Here is a 14,791-nt window from a genome sequence, read left to right on the forward strand (position 1 = left end):
CTACGCGCCGCCGGCCGCCCGGTGCTGTCGCAGCACCGCGACCCTTCGGTACAGCTCGACGGCCTCCTGGCCCCGGCCGAGCTGTTCCAGGCAGTGTGCCTCGTCGTTGCGGCTGGCGAGGGTGTCGGGGTGGTCCGGGCCGAGAACCCGCTCGCGGGCCGCGGCCACCCGCCGGTATTCGTCCAGGGCGTCGACCCAGCGGCCCAGCCAGCCCAGGCCGACGGCGACCTCGCGGCGGCTGACCAGCGTGTCGGGATGGTCGGCGCCCAGGACGCGTTCACGGATCGCGCACACGTCCCGGGACTCGGCGAGGGCCTCCTCCCAGCGGCCCAGACGGCCGAGGTTGACGCCGAGACCGTGGCGGGCCCGCAGGGTCTCGGGGTGCGCCGGGCCGTGCACGCGGGTGCGGTCGTCGACGAGGTCGCGGTAGAGCTGGAGCGCCTCCGCGCTGCGACCGAGGCGGCCCAGGCTGATGCCGGTCTCGTAGCGGGCGGCGAGGGTGTCGGGGTGGTCGGGCCCGAGTGCCTGTGCCCGGGCCGCGGCGACCTCGCGGTAGGTCTGGAGCGCTTCCGGCCAGCGGCCCAACTGGCCCAGGGCGTAGGCGACTTCGTAACGGGTGACGAGGGTGTCCGGGTGACTGGGGCCCAGGACGCGGGCGCGGGCGACGGCCACCTCGCCCGCCATCCGGTACGACTCCTCCAGACGGCCGAGCCTGCTGAGGTTGAAGGCGAGGTTGTGGCGGCAACGCAGGGTGTCGGGATGGTCGGCGCCCGCCGTGCGCACCCGGGCGGCCAGGACCGACGTGTACACCTGGTGGGCGTCGAAGTGGCGGCCCAACCGGCCGAGCGCATAGGCCATTTCCTGGCGGGTGGCGAGTGTGTCGGCATGGTCGGCGCCCAGCACCCGGGTGCGGGCGGCGGCCACGTGCTGGTACTCGCGCAGCGCGTCGTCGGCGCGGCCGGTGCGGCTGAGGGTGAAGGCGACCTCGTAGCGGCTGGCGAGGGTCTCGGGGTGGTCCGGGCCGAGGAGGTGCGCGCGTTCGGCGGCGACGGCGCGGTGCGCCTCCCCGGCCTCGGCCCAGCGGCCCAGGCGCCCCAGGCTGAGGCCCGCGTTGTGCCGTCCGGCGAGCGCGGTGAGCGCCTGCGGGGACGGCTTGTCCGGCGCCTTCGGAGCGGGGACCGCGCCGAGCGCCGGCCGGGGGATCAGCTCGCCGGTCAGGGCCGCCCCGGCGTCCGGGGGTGTGACACGCAGTCCGGCGCCGGTGGCCTTGTGGCCGGTGGTCATGCCCTGGGTCCAGGAGGGCAGCCGAGGCTCGCGGCCGGCGGGCTCGGGCGGCCGCAGCTCGGGCCGGGGGGTCACCAGGGTCGGCACGTACACCGGTGCGGTGCGGGCCGCGGCGATGCGCCGGACGATGTCGTGGGCGTCGCGGGGGCGCTGTTCTGGCCGTTTCGCCAACAGATCCAGGATGATCCGGTCGAGGTGGTCGGGCAGGTCGGCGCGGTTCTCGCGCGGTGGCCGGGGCGGGGTGTCCCGGTGGCCGACGAGGATCGCCCAGGGGTCGTCCAGGTCGAACGGCGGCGCCCCGGTGGCGATCTCGTACAGCACGCAGCCCAGTGAGTAGAGGTCGCTGCGCTGGTCGACCTCCTCACCGCCGATCTGCTCCGGTGACATGTAGTGCGGGGTGCCCATGGCGATGCCGGTGCCGGTGAGGCGGGAGGTGAACCCGATGTCGTGGCCGAGGCGGGCGATGCCGAAGTCGCAGATCTTCACGGTGCCGTCGGTGAGCCGCACGATGTTCGCGGGTTTCAGGTCGCGGTGCACGATGCCCTGCCGGTGGGTGTAGGCGAGCGCCGCGGCGACCTGGTCGGCGATCTCCACGACGTCGGCGACGGGCAGCGGCCGGCGCCCGTTGTCGTCCAGCAGCCGGCAGAGGTCGCTGCCGTCCAGGAGCTCCATGACGAGGAAGAGGACGCCGTCGCAGTCGCCGAAGTCGTGGACGACCGTCACCCCGCGGTGCTGGAGCCCGGCGGCGACGCGCCCCTCACGCCGGAACCGTTCGCGCAGGACGCGCCCGAAGGACGGGTCGTGGTGCGGGCCGATCGGTTTGAGACACTTCACGGCGACGAGTCGGCCGAGGGACTCGTCGCGGGCCCGCCACACCTCGCCCATGCCCCCGCGCCCGATCAGGTCGAGCAGCCGGTACCGGCCCTGGATCAGCCTGCTCTCCGCCATAGCGCGCCGCCGCCCCCGTAACTTTCCGGCCCTCCCCTGGCTCGTCCAGTATGGCGACCTATGGCCGGACTTTGCACGGTGCCGGGCGGGCTTCGGGGCCGAGCCTGGCCATGGCCCGCAGGATGTGTTTGGGCGGGAGTTGCCACCGCAGACGTGCGGGGACGCAGCGCAGCAGGGTGCCCATGGCGCGCAACTCCCGGGTGACGGTGGCGGGTTGCGGGGCCCTTCTGCCGTACAGCTCGTGGGCGTACGGCGGCAGCGAGGCGTACGCCAGGTGCGCCACGCGCCGCCACAGCAGGGCGCGCGCCGGGACGAGCAGGGGGTGGGTGGGCCGGCGGAGCAGGAAGTCGTCCACCTCGTGCGCCTCCGTTCCGGCGGCGAGTTCGGGGCGCACCTTCTCGAAGTAGGCGTCCATCTCGGCCCGGTCGGCGGGTACGGCGTCGGGGTCGAGGCCCACCAGGCGGGCGCTGACGCGGTGTTCGGCCAGGTAGCGGTCGGCGGCGGCGTCGGTGAGGGGGTAGCCGGAGCGGCGCAGGACGTGCAGGTAGGAGTCGATCTCGGCGCAGTGCACCCACAGCAGCAGTTCGGGTTCGTCGACCCGGTAGCGTTCGCCCGTCTCCGGGTCGGTCGCCGAGAGCATCCGGTGGATCTTGCGGACGCGCGCCCCGGCCTTCTCGGCCGCCTCGCTCGTGCCGTAGGTCGTGGTGCCGACGAAGTTCGCGGTGCGCATGAGCCGGCCCCAGGCGTCACGCCGGAAGTCGGAGTTCTGCATGACTCCGCGTACGGCACGCGGGTGGAGGGCCTGAAGGTAGAGGGCACGGATCCCGGCGACCCACATCATGGGATCGCCGTGCATCTGCCAGGTCACGGAAGAGGGAGTGAACAGCCCCGGATCACTCGTCATACCAGCAGGTGTGACCACAGCCGCCAGGTGTCTCCGGATCATCACGTTGACCTGCTCCTCTGCCAACCGTCTTCAGCAGTACGGGGAGCTGTCTGCCGAGGATTCCTGGCACGTCGGTACGGATGCACAGATCTTCCCGCCCTCCACCGCAGAAGGCACCAGTGCCTTCCCCGGCCGCCGGCATCGGCGCATCCCCAACCACCGGCGTCACCCCGGATCCTTCCCAGAGCGCCGCTGGATCACCCCTCGGTGCCGCGGTGCCGACCACAGGGTCGGGCGCGTGACAGCGGCACAGGGCCTCCTTGCGCTCGGGTTCGAAACGACGCGAACCCGAGCGGACAGGAGGCCCTGGGTGAGCAGGCCTGTGGCCGGTCAGTTGACGCGGACGATCTTCCAGAGCTGGTCGTCGACGCTCAGGTCGTTCCACTGGACGACGGCAGCGCCGTTGCTGGTGGAGGACTGGGCCACACCGGCGTCGAGGCCACTGTTGACGTTTCTGAGTTTGTAATAGCCGTTGCCCGCGTCGGTGAGGGTCCACTGCTGCGAGTTGGCGGTGGAGGGCGTGTTCTGGACGACGACGGCTCCTGCGGTGGTGGAGCTGTTGCGGATGTCCAGGTTGAGGTTGCTGTTGACGTTCTTGATGGTCCAGGCTGCGCCGCCCGCGGACTGGAAGGTGTACAGCTGGCAGGGGCAGGCGGAGTTCTGCCACTGGTCGGCGGCGGTGCCGGTGGCGGTGGAGGCGTTGGGGATGTCGAGGTACTTGCCGCTGTTCTTGTTGACGAGGACGTACTGTCCGGCGCCCAGGGGCGGCAGGGCGATCTGGGTGAGGTTCCAGCGCTGGCAGGCGCAGCCCGTGCCGCTCCGCTGACCGGCCGTGGTACCGGCGGTGGTGGAGGCGTTCGGTATCTCGAGGTACATGCCGGTGACACGGTTGGTGAGCGTGTAACCGCCCGCCGGGCTGGGGGCTACGGCCCACTCGTGGTCGAGGGTGCTGTTGTCGTCCCACTGAAGGATCCTGGCGCCGTTGGCGGTGGACCGGTTCTCCACGCCCAGGACCTTGCCGCTGGCGACGTTGAAGATCTTGAAATAGCCGGAGGACTGCTGCATGAAGCGCCACTGCTGGTCGGTGGCGTTGTCGGTGTTCTGCTGCGTGGCGTAGGCGCCGTGGGCGGTGGAGCCGCCCGCGATGCTCAGCATCAGGTCGCTGTTGGCGTTCGACACGGTGTAGGTGGCACCGTCCGAGACGCCGCCGCCCAAATCGATGGTGCTGTAGGTCACCGGGTTGTGGAGATTGCTGCGTGTGCGGCCGCCGCTGAGCACCAGCAGGCTGTGGCCGTCGGCCAGAGGCAGCATGCCGCGGCTGTAACCCCGCTGCTGCCCGAAGAGACGACCGGCCTGGCCGGTGACATACCTCCGGGTGCAAGGGCCGATCTGTGGTCGGAACGGATCCGTACCGCCGGTGCCCAGGCCGTCGCCTCATATGCCGACGGCCCGCTGGCCGGCACCCCCGCCGTCACCCGCCACCACCACGGCGGCGGAACCGCCTGGTATCTGGCCACCCACCCCGACCCCGACACTCTCGCCGCTCTGCTCCATCGCATCAGCCGGGAAGCCGACGTGACACCCGCGCACGAGGTACCCGCCGGCATCGAGGTCGTCCGGCGTCGCGGCGCCGAGGCCGACTACCTGTTCCTCATCGACCACACCGGAAAGGGGTCTGAGGTGCCCGCCGAGGGTGTCGAACTCCTCACCGGCAGACCCGTCACCGGCAACGTCACCGTCCCACCCGGAGGCGTCGCCGTCGTCCGCCAACCGCAGTGACCGGGGCGGCGGCCGCACGACAGCAGCGATGAGAGACGACCCCGAAGCGAGCAGCCATGCGAACACGACGGCCCCCGGTCGCGGTCACCTGCTCCAGCGAGGAAGAAAGGTCACCAGCACATATGTCAACCACGCGACAGGGCCGCGGCAGATGTGGCCAGGATCGCTGGTTGGCATCAGGCGCCGTTCGTGACCTGCGCTGATGCCAACCAGGTTCAGCGACTGGAAGTACGGAATCAGAGAGATGGTCGGCGCTTTGGCACAGCGCAGGTCCGGGTCAGGCGGCGGAGCGCTCGTCGGGCAGGCGGCGGCGCAGCGCGGTCTGCTGGATGGCGGGTGGGTTGTAGGCCAGGTCGAGCGTCCCGACATCGGTGCCGGGAGGCACGATGGCGTCGATCTGGTCGAGTATCTCGTCGGTCAGGGTGGCCTCGGCGCCCGCGAGCAGGTCGTCGAGGTGGTCCATGGTGCGCGGTCCGATGATCGCCGAGGTGACACCGGGGTGGGCGATCGTGAAGGCCATGGCCAGGTGCGTCAGCGACATCCCCGCCTTGGCGGCGAGGGGGATGAGCTGCTCGACGGCGTCGAGCCGGCGTTCGTCGCTCATGTGCTTGAAGCCGAAGCCGCCGCGATGAGTGGTGGCCTGCCGGCCCTTGCGGTAGCGGCCGGTGAGCAGCCCCCCGGCCAGCGGACTCCAGACCAGCGTGCCCATCCCGTAGCGCTGACAGACCGGCAGCACTTCGCGTTCGATGCTCCGGTCGAGGATCGAGTACGACGGCTGCTCGGTCCGGAAGCGCTGCAGGCCGCGTCGTTCGGCGGCCCACTGCGCCTCGACGATGTCCGAGGCCGGGAAGGTCGAGGAACCGATGGCACGGACCTTGCCGGCGCGCACCAGGTCGGTGAGGGCCGAGAGGGTCTCCTCGATGTCGGTGTCCGGCGCGGGCCGGTGGATCTGGAACAGGTCGACGTGGTCGGTCCCCAGCCGGCGCAGGGAGTCCTCCAGCGCGCGCACCAGCCAGCGCCGTGAGTTGCCCTGCTGGTTGGGGTCGTCCCCCATCGGGAGGTGCGCCTTGGTGGCCAGGACGACGTTGTCCCGGCGGCCTTTGAGAGCCTTTCCGACGATCTCCTCCGACTCGCCGCGCGAGTAGAAGTCGGCGGTGTCGACGAAGTTGATGCCCGCGTCCAGCGCCTTGTGGATGATGCGTATGGAGTCGTCGTGGTCGGAGTTGCCTATGGCGCCGAACATCATGGCGCCCAGGCAGTAGGGGCTGACCTTGATGCCGGTCCGGCCCAGTGTGCGGTACTGCATGGTTCTCCTCCTGCACGGACCGCTGGTCGGCTCATCGACGCCGTCTTCGCCCGCGCCAATGGCCAGCGCATCGTGTCCGCCGTCCTCAACTCCGGCGAGCGGCTGATGTCGACTCGATTCGCCACAGCGGCCTCGGTTCACGGCCGTATAGAACGGGTATTGGCTGCGGGGCGTCGCCCCGCCGGCCGGGATGTGATCGGTATGGCCGACGGGCGACATCCGCCTTCGGCCTCGTGCCGCCGCGCGGCTGCCGCAACGAGTTCAGCGGGCGCTGAACATCGGCACGACGTCGGCGTACCTGGCGCCGGGCTGGGCGCAGCAGCAGGGTCAGGGGATCGTTGGGGAATTCCTCCAAGAGCACGGCGCAGGCTCTCGAAGCGGGAGTGCACCGCGGCCTTGGTCGCGTTGTCTGGTCGAGCAGCTCCTTACGTCGGACGGCACGATCACCTTGTCGCGCGCCTCGTGCAGGCGTGGGGCCAGACCGAGCCCGAAGCCCGAGGCGCCGCCTGGCGATCAGGCTCGTATTGCCGGTCGTCTTCTTCATGGGGATGCCCCCGTTCCTTCGCTCCTGCGGCCGGTGAACCGCCCGCAGTACCGACCGTAAAAGCACCTCCGCAAGGGCGGGAGAGGAGAGTTTGTCCATGGATCGGCGATCCCTACTTGCGGCAACGCTCCCGCAAGCGCCCAGATCTCCGATCTCTCGGTCGGCAAGCTGGCGCTGGGCCGGGCGACAGTGACGACTCCATGAGTGAGGCATGAGGGAACGGCTGGACCATGAGAGGTTCGTGTGCGGACGGAGGCGGGGCGGGTCAGGCGCTGACTCTCGACTGGATGAGGGCGCGCAGTTCCGCCGCTTCGGGGCTTCCTGTCGGCTCAAGGATGCTCAGCGCGTCTTGCCGGCAAGCCTGAGCCCGGTCCAACTGGCCGAGGGCGTTGAGTGCACTGCCGAGAGTTGTGAGCACCTGGGCCCGGGCGACTTCGCCGCCAGTGCAGCCCAACGCCAGAGCCTGCTCGGCGTGCTGCGCGGCGAGGGCCGGGAGTTTGGCGGAGAGGTGTGCTTCGGCGATGCGGAAGTGTGTGGTGCCCTCCCACAGCCGTGGGCGGCTGTCCCGGAACACCGTCAGTGCCCGCTGGAGTTCTTCATCTGCCTCGCGGAGCCGACCCGCTGCCCGGAGCGCGACGGCGTCGGTGGTTCCGCGAGGCCGGCGTCTGCCTGGAGGATGCGCTGTTGCAGATCGAACAGCTGCCACGAGGGGCGACGCCCAGTTCGTCCAACAGCAACCGCCTGGTATCGGCGTATACGGCAAGGGCCTCCGCCTGGCGGCCACTACGGTACAGAGCCAGCATCAGCAGCTCGCGCAACCGCTCCCGCAGCGGGTGCGCGGCCGTCAGCACGGTCAGTTCCGACACCGCCTCCCCGTGGCAGCCCTACTCCAGATCCATGTCCAGGCGGGATTCCAGGAGTTCGAGATGCCATTCCGTCAACCGCACCCGCTGTGCGTCCGCGTACGGGCACGGCAGCCCCGCGAGCGGCTCCCCGTCCCACAGAGCCAGTGGCCGGTTGAGGAGAGCGTGTGCATGTTCCAGGGCCCGTGTGCCCTTCGCCCTCTCCGCGTCCGCGGCCGGCTCCTGAGCCACCGTCAGGTCCAAGGCGCCTTCCACCAGCCCCCCAATCGCGTAGCCGCCCGACTCACTCACCAGGACCTCGGTGCCGAGGACCTTCCGCAGCCGCGAGGCGTACGTCCGTACCGCCGCCAGCTCCTGAGACGGCGACTCCTCGCCCCACAGCGCCTCGATCAGCTCGCGCGCCGTCGCCGTCCGCCCCCTGCGGAGCAACAGCGATGCCAGCAGCACGTGGGGCGGCCGCCCCACGCCGGGGTGCGGCCGCCCCACGTGCCGACTGTTCCAATAGCCCAGTAGGCGGATAGCTATTCGCCCAGCCGGACCGACCGGAGCAGCTCTCGTGCCCGATCACTCCCCCTACGCCCGACGACTGCGTGAAATCGCCGACGCGCTCGACGCCGAGTTCCAGCCACCGCCCAGGCCGACCACGCCGGACGGGTGTTCATCGTCGACCGGCTCAAGGAACTGATCAAGTACAAGGGCTACCAGGTCCCGCCCGCCGAACTCGAAGCCCTGCTCCTGACCCACCCGGCCATCACCGACACCGCGGTCATCGGTGTCACCGACGACGACGGCGAGGAGATCCCGAAGGCCTTCGTCGTCCGCCGCCCCGGCGCCGACCTGACCGCGGACGAGGTCATCGAGTTCGTCGCGCGCCAGGTCGCCCCGTACAAGAAGGTCCGCCGCGTCGAGTTCATCGACGCCATCCCCAAGTCCGCATCAGGCAAGATCCTCCGCAAGGACCTTCGCTCCCCGACCGCGTGACACACACGGCCGGGGACCGCCGGGACCATGCTCATCGCCCTGAAGTGTCCGCGCGAGCGTGGCGACGAGCCGACCAGTGCCTTGCCCGTACCGGCCCGGTCACAGGACTGCCTCGCCAAGCATCCGCCAGTGCGGCATCGCGGACTCGCCCACGTTCCCGGCGACCACGTGGTGCACGTCCTCGGCTGGCGCGACCACGCGGTCCTCGACGCGGCGGGCGCTCAGAAGGTGGACCCGAATCTCGCGCCGCTCAGCGCCTACCTCGGTGCACTCGGCATCCCCGGCCTCACCGCGGAACGTCGGAACGTCGGAACGTCGGAACGTCGGAACGTCGGAAAGATGATCGTCAAGCTCTGAGCCCACCTTCGACGGACCGCGAAAAGGGGCCTGCCGTGCGTACGGCGGGCCCCTTTCGCCTTGGCCGTGGGCACGGTCGGCGGCCGCCAGGGGCACGGGCCCCCTCTCCCTGCATAGCGCTTGTGCTCACCGACTCCTTCCACTTAGAATTACGATCGTACTTTAATAGGTCACTTCACAGGGAACTCTCCATGGACCTCTCCACCAGCACCGCCCTTGTCACCGGGGCCAACCGGGGCTTCGGCCGCGCACTCGCCGCCGAACTGCTCAGCCGCGGCGCCACCGTCTACGCCGGCGCCCGCAACCCCGACCAGGTCGACCTGCCCGGCGCCAGGCCCATCGCGCTCGACATCACCGACCCCGCCTCCGTCGTGGCCGCCGCCAAGGCCACCGGCGACGTGACCATACTGATCAACAACGCGGGGTCCTCCACCGGCGCGGACCTGCTGTCCGCCGGCCTGGACGACATCCGCGTGGAGATGGACACCCACTACTTCGGCACACTCTCGGTGGCCCGCGCCTTCGCACCCCAGATCGCGGCCAACGGCGGGGGGGCGATCCTGAACGTCCTGTCCGGACTGTCCTGGGTCAGCTTCCCGGAATTCGGCGCCTACTGCGCCGCCAAGTCCGCGCAGTGGTCGCTCACCAACACCCTGCGCCTGCAACTCGCCGACCAGGGCATCCGGGTGGCCGGTCTGCACGTCGGCTACATGGACACCGACATGGTCCGGGCCGTCGACGCAGCCAAGTCCGACCCGGCCGACATCGCCCGGATCGCCGTCGACGGCATCGCCGCCGGCGCCTACGAGATCGTCGCGGACAACGCCTCCCGCCAAGCGCAGGCCGCCCTCGCCGGAGGCGTCTCCGTGCTCTACCCGCAGCTCCCCTGAGGGCCGACCGCCCAGGAATTCCGCACCGAGCCCGGTGGCTGCCGATGCTCGCCAGCGCCCGCTGCGCCGTCGCCCGCCAGCGTCCACATCCATTGATCCGTCGCCAGTACGTCTGCCCAGAGAATGCAGGGAACGCCATGAAACAGCAACGCAAGCAGCGGGTTCGGGGCGGCTCCGCCGTCTGGGCGGTGGCCATCACCAGCGTGGCCGGGTTCATCACCGCGCTGGACAACCTGATCGTCACGACCGCCCTGCCCTCGATCCGTGAGGATCTCGGTGGCGGACTTGAGGACCTCGAATGGACGGTGAGCGCCTACACCCTCACCTTCGCGGTCCTGCTGATGTTCGGCGCTTCCCTCGGTGACCGGTTCGGACGGCGGAGACTGTTCGCCATCGGGCTGGGCATCTTCACCGCCGCCTCGGCCGCGGCCGCGCTCGCACCGGGGATGAACGAGCTCATTGCCGCCCGAGCGGTGCAGGGCGTCGGTGCCGCGATCGTGACGCCCCTGACGCTCACCCTGCTGTCGGCCGCCGTCCCGGCCGAGCGGCGCGGCGCGGCCCTGGGTGTCTGGGGCGCGGCCAGCGGCATCGCCGTCGCCACCGGACCGCTCATCGGCGGCACGCTCACCGAGCACCTCTCCTGGCAGTGGATCTTCTGGGTCAACGTCCCGCTCGGCCTGGCGCTGATACCGCTCGCACTGCTGCGCCTGAACGAGAGCCACGGCCCGAACCCGAGCCTCGACCTCGTCGGCACGGTCCTGGCCAGCGGCGGTCTGTTCGGCATCGTCTACGCCCTGATACGCGGCAACATCGACGGCTGGACCAGCACCCCGGTGTTGGGTGGTTTCTTCGCCGGTACGGCCCTGCTGGTCGCCTTCGTCCTGTGGGAACAGCGCGCCAAGCACCCGATGCTGCCGATGCGCCTCTTCCGCCACCGTTCGTTCAGCGCCATCAACGCGGCCAGCCTGCTGATGCTCCTCGGCATGTTCGGGTCGGTCTTCCTCCTCAGTCAGTACCTGCAGACCGTCGGCGGCTACTCGCCGATGGAAGCCGGCGTGCGCATGCTGCCCTGGACCGCCATGCCCATGATCGTCGGGCCGCTCGCAGGCGCGCTCTCCGACCGCATCGGCGGCCAACCGGTCGTCGCGGTGGGGATGGCCCTCAACGCCGTGGGCCTGGGGCTCTGGGCGCTGGCTGTCGAACCTGACGTGTCGTACACCTCCCTGCTGCCGGCCCTGATCGTCTGCGGAACCGGCATGGGAATGTTCTTCGCCCCGTCCGCGAACCTCGTCATGAGCACCGTCCGCCCCGAGGAAGAGGGCATCGCCTCCGGTGCCAACAACGCCATCCGTGAGGTCGGCGGCGCCATCGGTGTCGCATCGCTGGCAGCCGTCTTCTCCGCCCAGGGCGGCTACGAGTCCGCTACGCGATTCGTCGACGGTCTGGTCCCGGCGCTGTGGACCGGAGCCGGTGCGGTCGCCCTGGCCGCGGCACTCGCGTTGCTGATGCCCCGCCAGCCCAAGGCCGACGGCCCGGCCGCCGACCTTGCCGCGGGAGGTGCTCCGGCCGACGCCGCGGTCGCGACCTGAACCCCGGACCGAGGGGCGGCCCAGCCGGTCACGGCGGGGGCCGCCCCTCAGCAGTCCGTCCCGCTTCCCGGGCTCGTTCCCCGCGCGGAGGCATCACACCGTGGCCGAGGGCCCTTCGGACAGCGCGCCCCTCGGGTCGGCGCTCGACCGGCTGAGGGGCACCACTTCCCTCACCGTGGAGGCTCACCGGCTCGTCCTGCCGGCCAGGAAAGGCCGCAGATGCGCCAGCAGCGCCTCCGGTTGCTCCTCCGGGATGAAGTGGCCGCACTCCGGGATCTCGGCACCGGTTACGTCGTCGGCGTAGCCACGCCAGATCTCCAGTGTCGGCAGGCGGGCAGGCAGCCCCGCGGAACCCCACAGCGCCAGCAGCGGCATGGTGAGGCGGCGGCCTTCGGCGGCGTCGATGTCGTCGAGCGCGGTGTCCTCCTCCATGGCGCGGTAGTCGTCGAGGCTCGCACGCAGGGCACCCGGACGGGAGAACGCGCGGACATAGCCGTCGACCGCGTCGGGTGTGAGTCCGTGGCGGTTGTAGGTCCACCGCTCGAAGAAGTACTCGAGATACCCGCGGACGTCGTGCCCCACCAAGCGCTCGGGCAGATCGGGCTGCATATGGAACAGCCAGTGCCAGTACCCGGAGGCGAGTGAGGCGTCCAGGCGGCGGAACATCTCCCGGGTGGGGACGACGTCGAGCACGGCCAGCCGCTCCACCTGGTCCGGGCGGTCCAGCGCCCAGCGGTGCCCCACGCGAGCGCCGCGGTCGTGGCCCACGACCGTGGCCCGCTCGAAGCCGAGCGCCTCGACGAGACCTGCCATGTCGGCGGCCATACGCCGCTTGTCGTAACCAGCGGTGGGCTTGTCGCTCAGGCCGTATCCGCGCAGGTCCGGCGCCACAACGGTGTAGTCGGCGGCGAAATCCGCCAGTACCGGCCGCCAGCAGTCGGAGGTCTGCGGCCAGCCGTGGAGCAGGACAAGCAGAGGTCCGGACCCGGCTCGGACGTAGTGCAGGCGGACCCCGTCCACCTGCGTCACCCCGGTCGTCGCTGTCGGCTGTCCCATGGATGCGCCTTCCTGACACGAGCTAACCGTCTTAGACGGTTAAGCTAACGGGCAGAATGGAGACGTGGCAACGGACGACACATGGATCTGGGATGGCGGACGGGTCTGCCTGGACTTCGCCAACACCCTCCGAAGCCGGTGGAGAACCACGCCGGAGGAGACACTCCGGGGGCCGGAGGACCTGATGGGCTGGCTCCGCGAGGCTCTTCTGCTCGCACCGGGGACCACCGATCCCGCCACGGCAGCCGTTCTCATGTCCGCCCGACGGCTGCGCGAGAGCGTCGACCGGGCCGTACTGGCGGTCGCCGACGGCCGACTGCCCGCATCCGGCGACGTGACGCTGCTCAACCGATCGGCAGCGGCGGCCCCCAGACCCGCCCTGCAACTCGTCATCACCCACGACCGCCTGGAGCCCGCCGGCACCACGACCCTCGCCGCCGACCCCACACTCGCGCTGGCGCTCATCGCCCAGGACGCCGTCGACTTGCTTCTGTCCGCCGAGATCCGGCGCGTACGCGTCTGTGCAGCGGACCGCTGCGCACTGCGCTTCCTGGACCGCTCCCCGGCCCGCAACCGCCGCTGGTGCTCCATGTCCCGCTGCGGAAACCGCACCAAGGTCCGCCTCCATCAGGCGCGTACACGACAGAGCGGCCGGCATACGGAAAGCTGACGGAGGAGTCCTCAGCTCACTCGGACGACCTCATACGAAAGGCCGGGCCGGGAACGCTCTCGATGTCCTTCGCCTGCACCGGGTGGCCTCGTTCGCAGCGAATCCGGACGTCGACGTGCGCGCCGCACTCGCGGTGCCGAGCCAGTACCGCCGGCCCTTCTGGGTCGGCGCGGTACCGGTCACCCCACTGCAGCAGCCCCATCACGGCGGGCACCAGATCCATGCCCTTCGGGGTGATCACATACTTCGGCCGACTCCGCGAACCGGGCTCCTTGTACGTCTCGGTCGCCAGGATCCCTTCCGCCACCAGCATCCGAAGCCGCGTCGCCAGCAGGTTACGAGGACAGCCCAGGACGCGTTCGAAGTCACCGAACCGGGACGAGCCGTACCACACCTCACGCAGGATCAGGATCGTCCACTTCTCGCCCACGATCTCAAGAGTTCGCGCGATCGAGCAGTTGGACGTGTCCCGGTCGAGTCGGGGGTCCATGCCGGCGTCCTGGAGAACTTCGGTCCACGCATCCATGGGAGCGATTCTAACCGCTTTTGAGTTTACATTTAGATACTCAGCCGTCGAGGCCCGCCGGAGCGCTCACCTCTCACCGACGAGGAAGCCAGGGCCCACCTGAGGTCGGGTGCCCACCTTGAGCCGTAAGCCTTTCGCTTTACCTCACGCTCATAATATTATGAGCGTGAGACCGTAGATTTGGCTTGGATTCCAAGGCAACGACCTTGCATTGCTTACATCGCGACGGGAGGAAGCCTGTGGCGCGCTACGGCAAGGAGCACAAGCAGGTGACGCGGCAACGGATCATCGAGAAGGCCGACCACCGATTCAAGCAGGACGGGATAGACGGCTCGGGCATATCGACGCCGATGGCGGACGCCGGGCTCACCAACGGCGCGTTCTACGCCCACTTCGCCTCCAAGGACGACCTCGTCGCCAACGTTGTCGCCGATCAACTGCGCACGCAGGTGGAGAGGTACGACACGCTGCGGCCCGGCCGACAGGGACTCGAGGACTTCGTTCACGGCCATCTGTCGCCCAAGCACCGTGACCAGCCCGGCACCGGGTGCCACTCCGCCACACTGCTCGACGAGATCGGCCGCCGCACGGACGTCACCAAGCAGGCGTACACCGAGGGCGCGACGGCCATCGTGGAAGGGATCGCCGCCCGTCTGGCGCCCGCGGATCCGCAGCCCGCTCGCGGCAAGACCATCGGGCTCTTCACCATGCTGGTGGGGACGATGCAACTGTCCCGCGCCCTCGCCGACCGCAAGTTCGCTGACGAGGTCCTCGAGCAGGGAATCACGAACGCCCGCACGTTCATGCACTGAGAGGAACGACCGAGCCGCCGCGGTGTGGGGGTCGATCTCCGCCGGGCGATGCGCGAGGACATTGAGCCGGGCCCGGATGCGATAACCGTTCCTCGCGTCCGGGTGTGGCCACTCGCGGCCGCTCGCGGACTCGTGAGGTGGCCTCTGCGACCTCGGCTCATGACCGGTCGACGGGCGTCGACCATCCGGGGCGGAGAAGCCTCCAACGTCCCCAGCGCGCAATCTGGCGCCCGTCCCTGG

The 14,791-nt window shown here is 70.1% G+C and carries 13 protein-coding genes and 2 pseudogenes; 7 read left to right on the forward strand and 8 right to left on the reverse strand.

Annotated elements, in window-relative coordinates:
* The 3 genes from OG289_RS02795 to OG289_RS02805 all read right to left on the reverse strand — a co-directional run bounded on the left by OG289_RS02795 (position 1) and on the right by OG289_RS02805 (position 4,489).
* Positions 1 to 2,232, reverse strand: a complete 2,232-nt coding sequence (locus OG289_RS02795; protein ID WP_327312406.1) for a serine/threonine-protein kinase — start codon at positions 2,230 to 2,232, stop codon at positions 1 to 3.
* Positions 2,233 to 2,290: 58 nt separating this feature from the next.
* Entirely contained in the window at positions 2,291 to 3,136 is an 846-nt protein-coding gene (locus tag OG289_RS02800) for an oxygenase MpaB family protein (protein ID WP_327312407.1), read from the reverse strand.
* A 372-nt stretch (positions 3,137 to 3,508) separates the two neighbouring features.
* Entirely contained in the window at positions 3,509 to 4,489 is a 981-nt protein-coding gene (locus tag OG289_RS02805) for an RICIN domain-containing protein (protein ID WP_327312408.1), read from the reverse strand.
* Between OG289_RS02805 and OG289_RS02810 the strand changes: the two genes are divergently transcribed.
* On the forward strand, positions 4,466 to 4,957 hold the full coding sequence (locus OG289_RS02810) for a beta-galactosidase trimerization domain-containing protein (protein WP_327312409.1): 492 nt from the start codon (positions 4,466 to 4,468) through the stop codon (positions 4,955 to 4,957). The genes OG289_RS02805 and OG289_RS02810 overlap by 24 nt on opposite strands.
* 277 nt (positions 4,958 to 5,234) lie before the next feature.
* On the opposite strand, the gene OG289_RS02815 is transcribed toward OG289_RS02810, so the two are convergent.
* From OG289_RS02815 to OG289_RS02820, 3 genes and pseudogenes are all read right to left on the reverse strand, one after another.
* Positions 5,235 to 6,263 carry an aldo/keto reductase gene (locus OG289_RS02815; protein ID WP_327312410.1) on the reverse strand — a complete coding sequence of 343 codons (1,029 nt, stop codon included), beginning with the start codon at positions 6,261 to 6,263 and terminating at the stop codon, positions 5,235 to 5,237.
* An 809-nt stretch (positions 6,264 to 7,072) separates the two neighbouring features.
* The gene (locus tag OG289_RS49535) at positions 7,073 to 7,381 is read right to left on the reverse strand and encodes a hypothetical protein (protein ID WP_442818861.1); all 309 of its coding nucleotides are present in this window, start codon (positions 7,379 to 7,381) and stop codon (positions 7,073 to 7,075) included.
* 59 nt (positions 7,382 to 7,440) lie between these two features.
* Positions 7,441 to 8,173 (reverse strand): annotated as a pseudogene (locus OG289_RS02820) (AfsR/SARP family transcriptional regulator); the annotation flags it as partial.
* 151 nt (positions 8,174 to 8,324) lie between these two features.
* On the opposite strand from OG289_RS02820, the pseudogene OG289_RS02825 reads away from it, so the two are divergent.
* The 4 genes and pseudogenes from OG289_RS02825 to OG289_RS02840 all read left to right on the forward strand — a co-directional run.
* Positions 8,325 to 8,651, forward strand: a pseudogene (locus OG289_RS02825) (AMP-binding enzyme); the annotation flags it as partial.
* Positions 8,652 to 8,678: 27 nt separating this feature from the next.
* A complete protein-coding gene (locus OG289_RS49540; protein WP_442818862.1) occupies positions 8,679 to 9,008 on the forward strand; it encodes a hypothetical protein in 330 nt (109 codons plus the stop codon).
* Positions 9,009 to 9,199: 191 nt separating this feature from the next.
* Positions 9,200 to 9,898 (forward strand): SDR family oxidoreductase, encoded by a 699-nt coding sequence (locus tag OG289_RS02835; protein WP_327312411.1) that lies wholly within the window; start codon positions 9,200 to 9,202, stop codon positions 9,896 to 9,898.
* 137 nt (positions 9,899 to 10,035) lie between these two features.
* Entirely contained in the window at positions 10,036 to 11,487 is a 1,452-nt protein-coding gene (locus OG289_RS02840) for a DHA2 family efflux MFS transporter permease subunit (RefSeq protein WP_327312412.1), read from the forward strand.
* 183 nt (positions 11,488 to 11,670) lie between these two features.
* Here OG289_RS02840 and OG289_RS02845 read toward each other — a convergent pair whose 3' ends face one another.
* Positions 11,671 to 12,543 carry an alpha/beta fold hydrolase gene (locus OG289_RS02845; protein WP_327312413.1) on the reverse strand — a complete coding sequence of 291 codons (873 nt, stop codon included), beginning with the start codon at positions 12,541 to 12,543 and terminating at the stop codon, positions 11,671 to 11,673.
* 64 nt (positions 12,544 to 12,607) lie between these two features.
* On the opposite strand from OG289_RS02845, the gene OG289_RS02850 reads away from it, so the two are divergent.
* Complete coding sequence (locus OG289_RS02850; RefSeq protein ID WP_327312414.1) at positions 12,608 to 13,213, forward strand: CGNR zinc finger domain-containing protein; 606 nt, start codon at positions 12,608 to 12,610, stop codon at positions 13,211 to 13,213.
* A 16-nt stretch (positions 13,214 to 13,229) separates the two neighbouring features.
* Here OG289_RS02850 and OG289_RS02855 read toward each other — a convergent pair whose 3' ends face one another.
* On the reverse strand, positions 13,230 to 13,703 hold the full coding sequence (locus tag OG289_RS02855; protein WP_327320563.1) for a winged helix-turn-helix transcriptional regulator: 474 nt from the start codon (positions 13,701 to 13,703) through the stop codon (positions 13,230 to 13,232).
* A gap of 275 nt (positions 13,704 to 13,978) precedes the next feature.
* On the opposite strand from OG289_RS02855, the gene OG289_RS02860 reads away from it, so the two are divergent.
* Entirely contained in the window at positions 13,979 to 14,551 is a 573-nt protein-coding gene (locus OG289_RS02860; protein ID WP_327312415.1) for a TetR/AcrR family transcriptional regulator, read from the forward strand.
* The last annotated feature ends 240 nt before the right edge of the window (positions 14,552 to 14,791 follow it).

This window comes from Streptomyces sp. NBC_01235 (assembly GCF_035989285.1).
Taxonomy (GTDB): Bacteria; Actinomycetota; Actinomycetes; order Streptomycetales; family Streptomycetaceae; genus Streptomyces.

What these genes read in the sequence shown, in the direction of transcription:
- OG289_RS02795 (WP_327312406.1), bottom strand. Translation starts at nt 2,232, where the DNA reads ATGGCGGAGAGCAGGCTGATCCAGGGCCGGTACCGGCTGCTCGACCTG.
- OG289_RS02800 (WP_327312407.1), bottom strand. Translation starts at nt 3,136, where the DNA reads ATGACGAGTGATCCGGGGCTGTTCACTCCCTCTTCCGTGACCTGGCAG.
- OG289_RS02805 (WP_327312408.1), bottom strand. Translation starts at nt 4,489, where the DNA reads ATGCTGCCTCTGGCCGACGGCCACAGCCTGCTGGTGCTCAGCGGCGGC.
- OG289_RS02815 (WP_327312410.1), bottom strand. Translation starts at nt 6,263, where the DNA reads ATGCAGTACCGCACACTGGGCCGGACCGGCATCAAGGTCAGCCCCTAC.
- OG289_RS49540 (WP_442818862.1), top strand. Translation starts at nt 8,679, where the DNA reads ATGCTCATCGCCCTGAAGTGTCCGCGCGAGCGTGGCGACGAGCCGACC.
- OG289_RS02835 (WP_327312411.1), top strand. Translation starts at nt 9,200, where the DNA reads ATGGACCTCTCCACCAGCACCGCCCTTGTCACCGGGGCCAACCGGGGC.
- OG289_RS02840 (WP_327312412.1), top strand. Translation starts at nt 10,036, where the DNA reads ATGAAACAGCAACGCAAGCAGCGGGTTCGGGGCGGCTCCGCCGTCTGG.
- OG289_RS02845 (WP_327312413.1), bottom strand. Translation starts at nt 12,543, where the DNA reads ATGGGACAGCCGACAGCGACGACCGGGGTGACGCAGGTGGACGGGGTC.
- OG289_RS02855 (WP_327320563.1), bottom strand. Translation starts at nt 13,703, where the DNA reads ATGGACCCCCGACTCGACCGGGACACGTCCAACTGCTCGATCGCGCGA.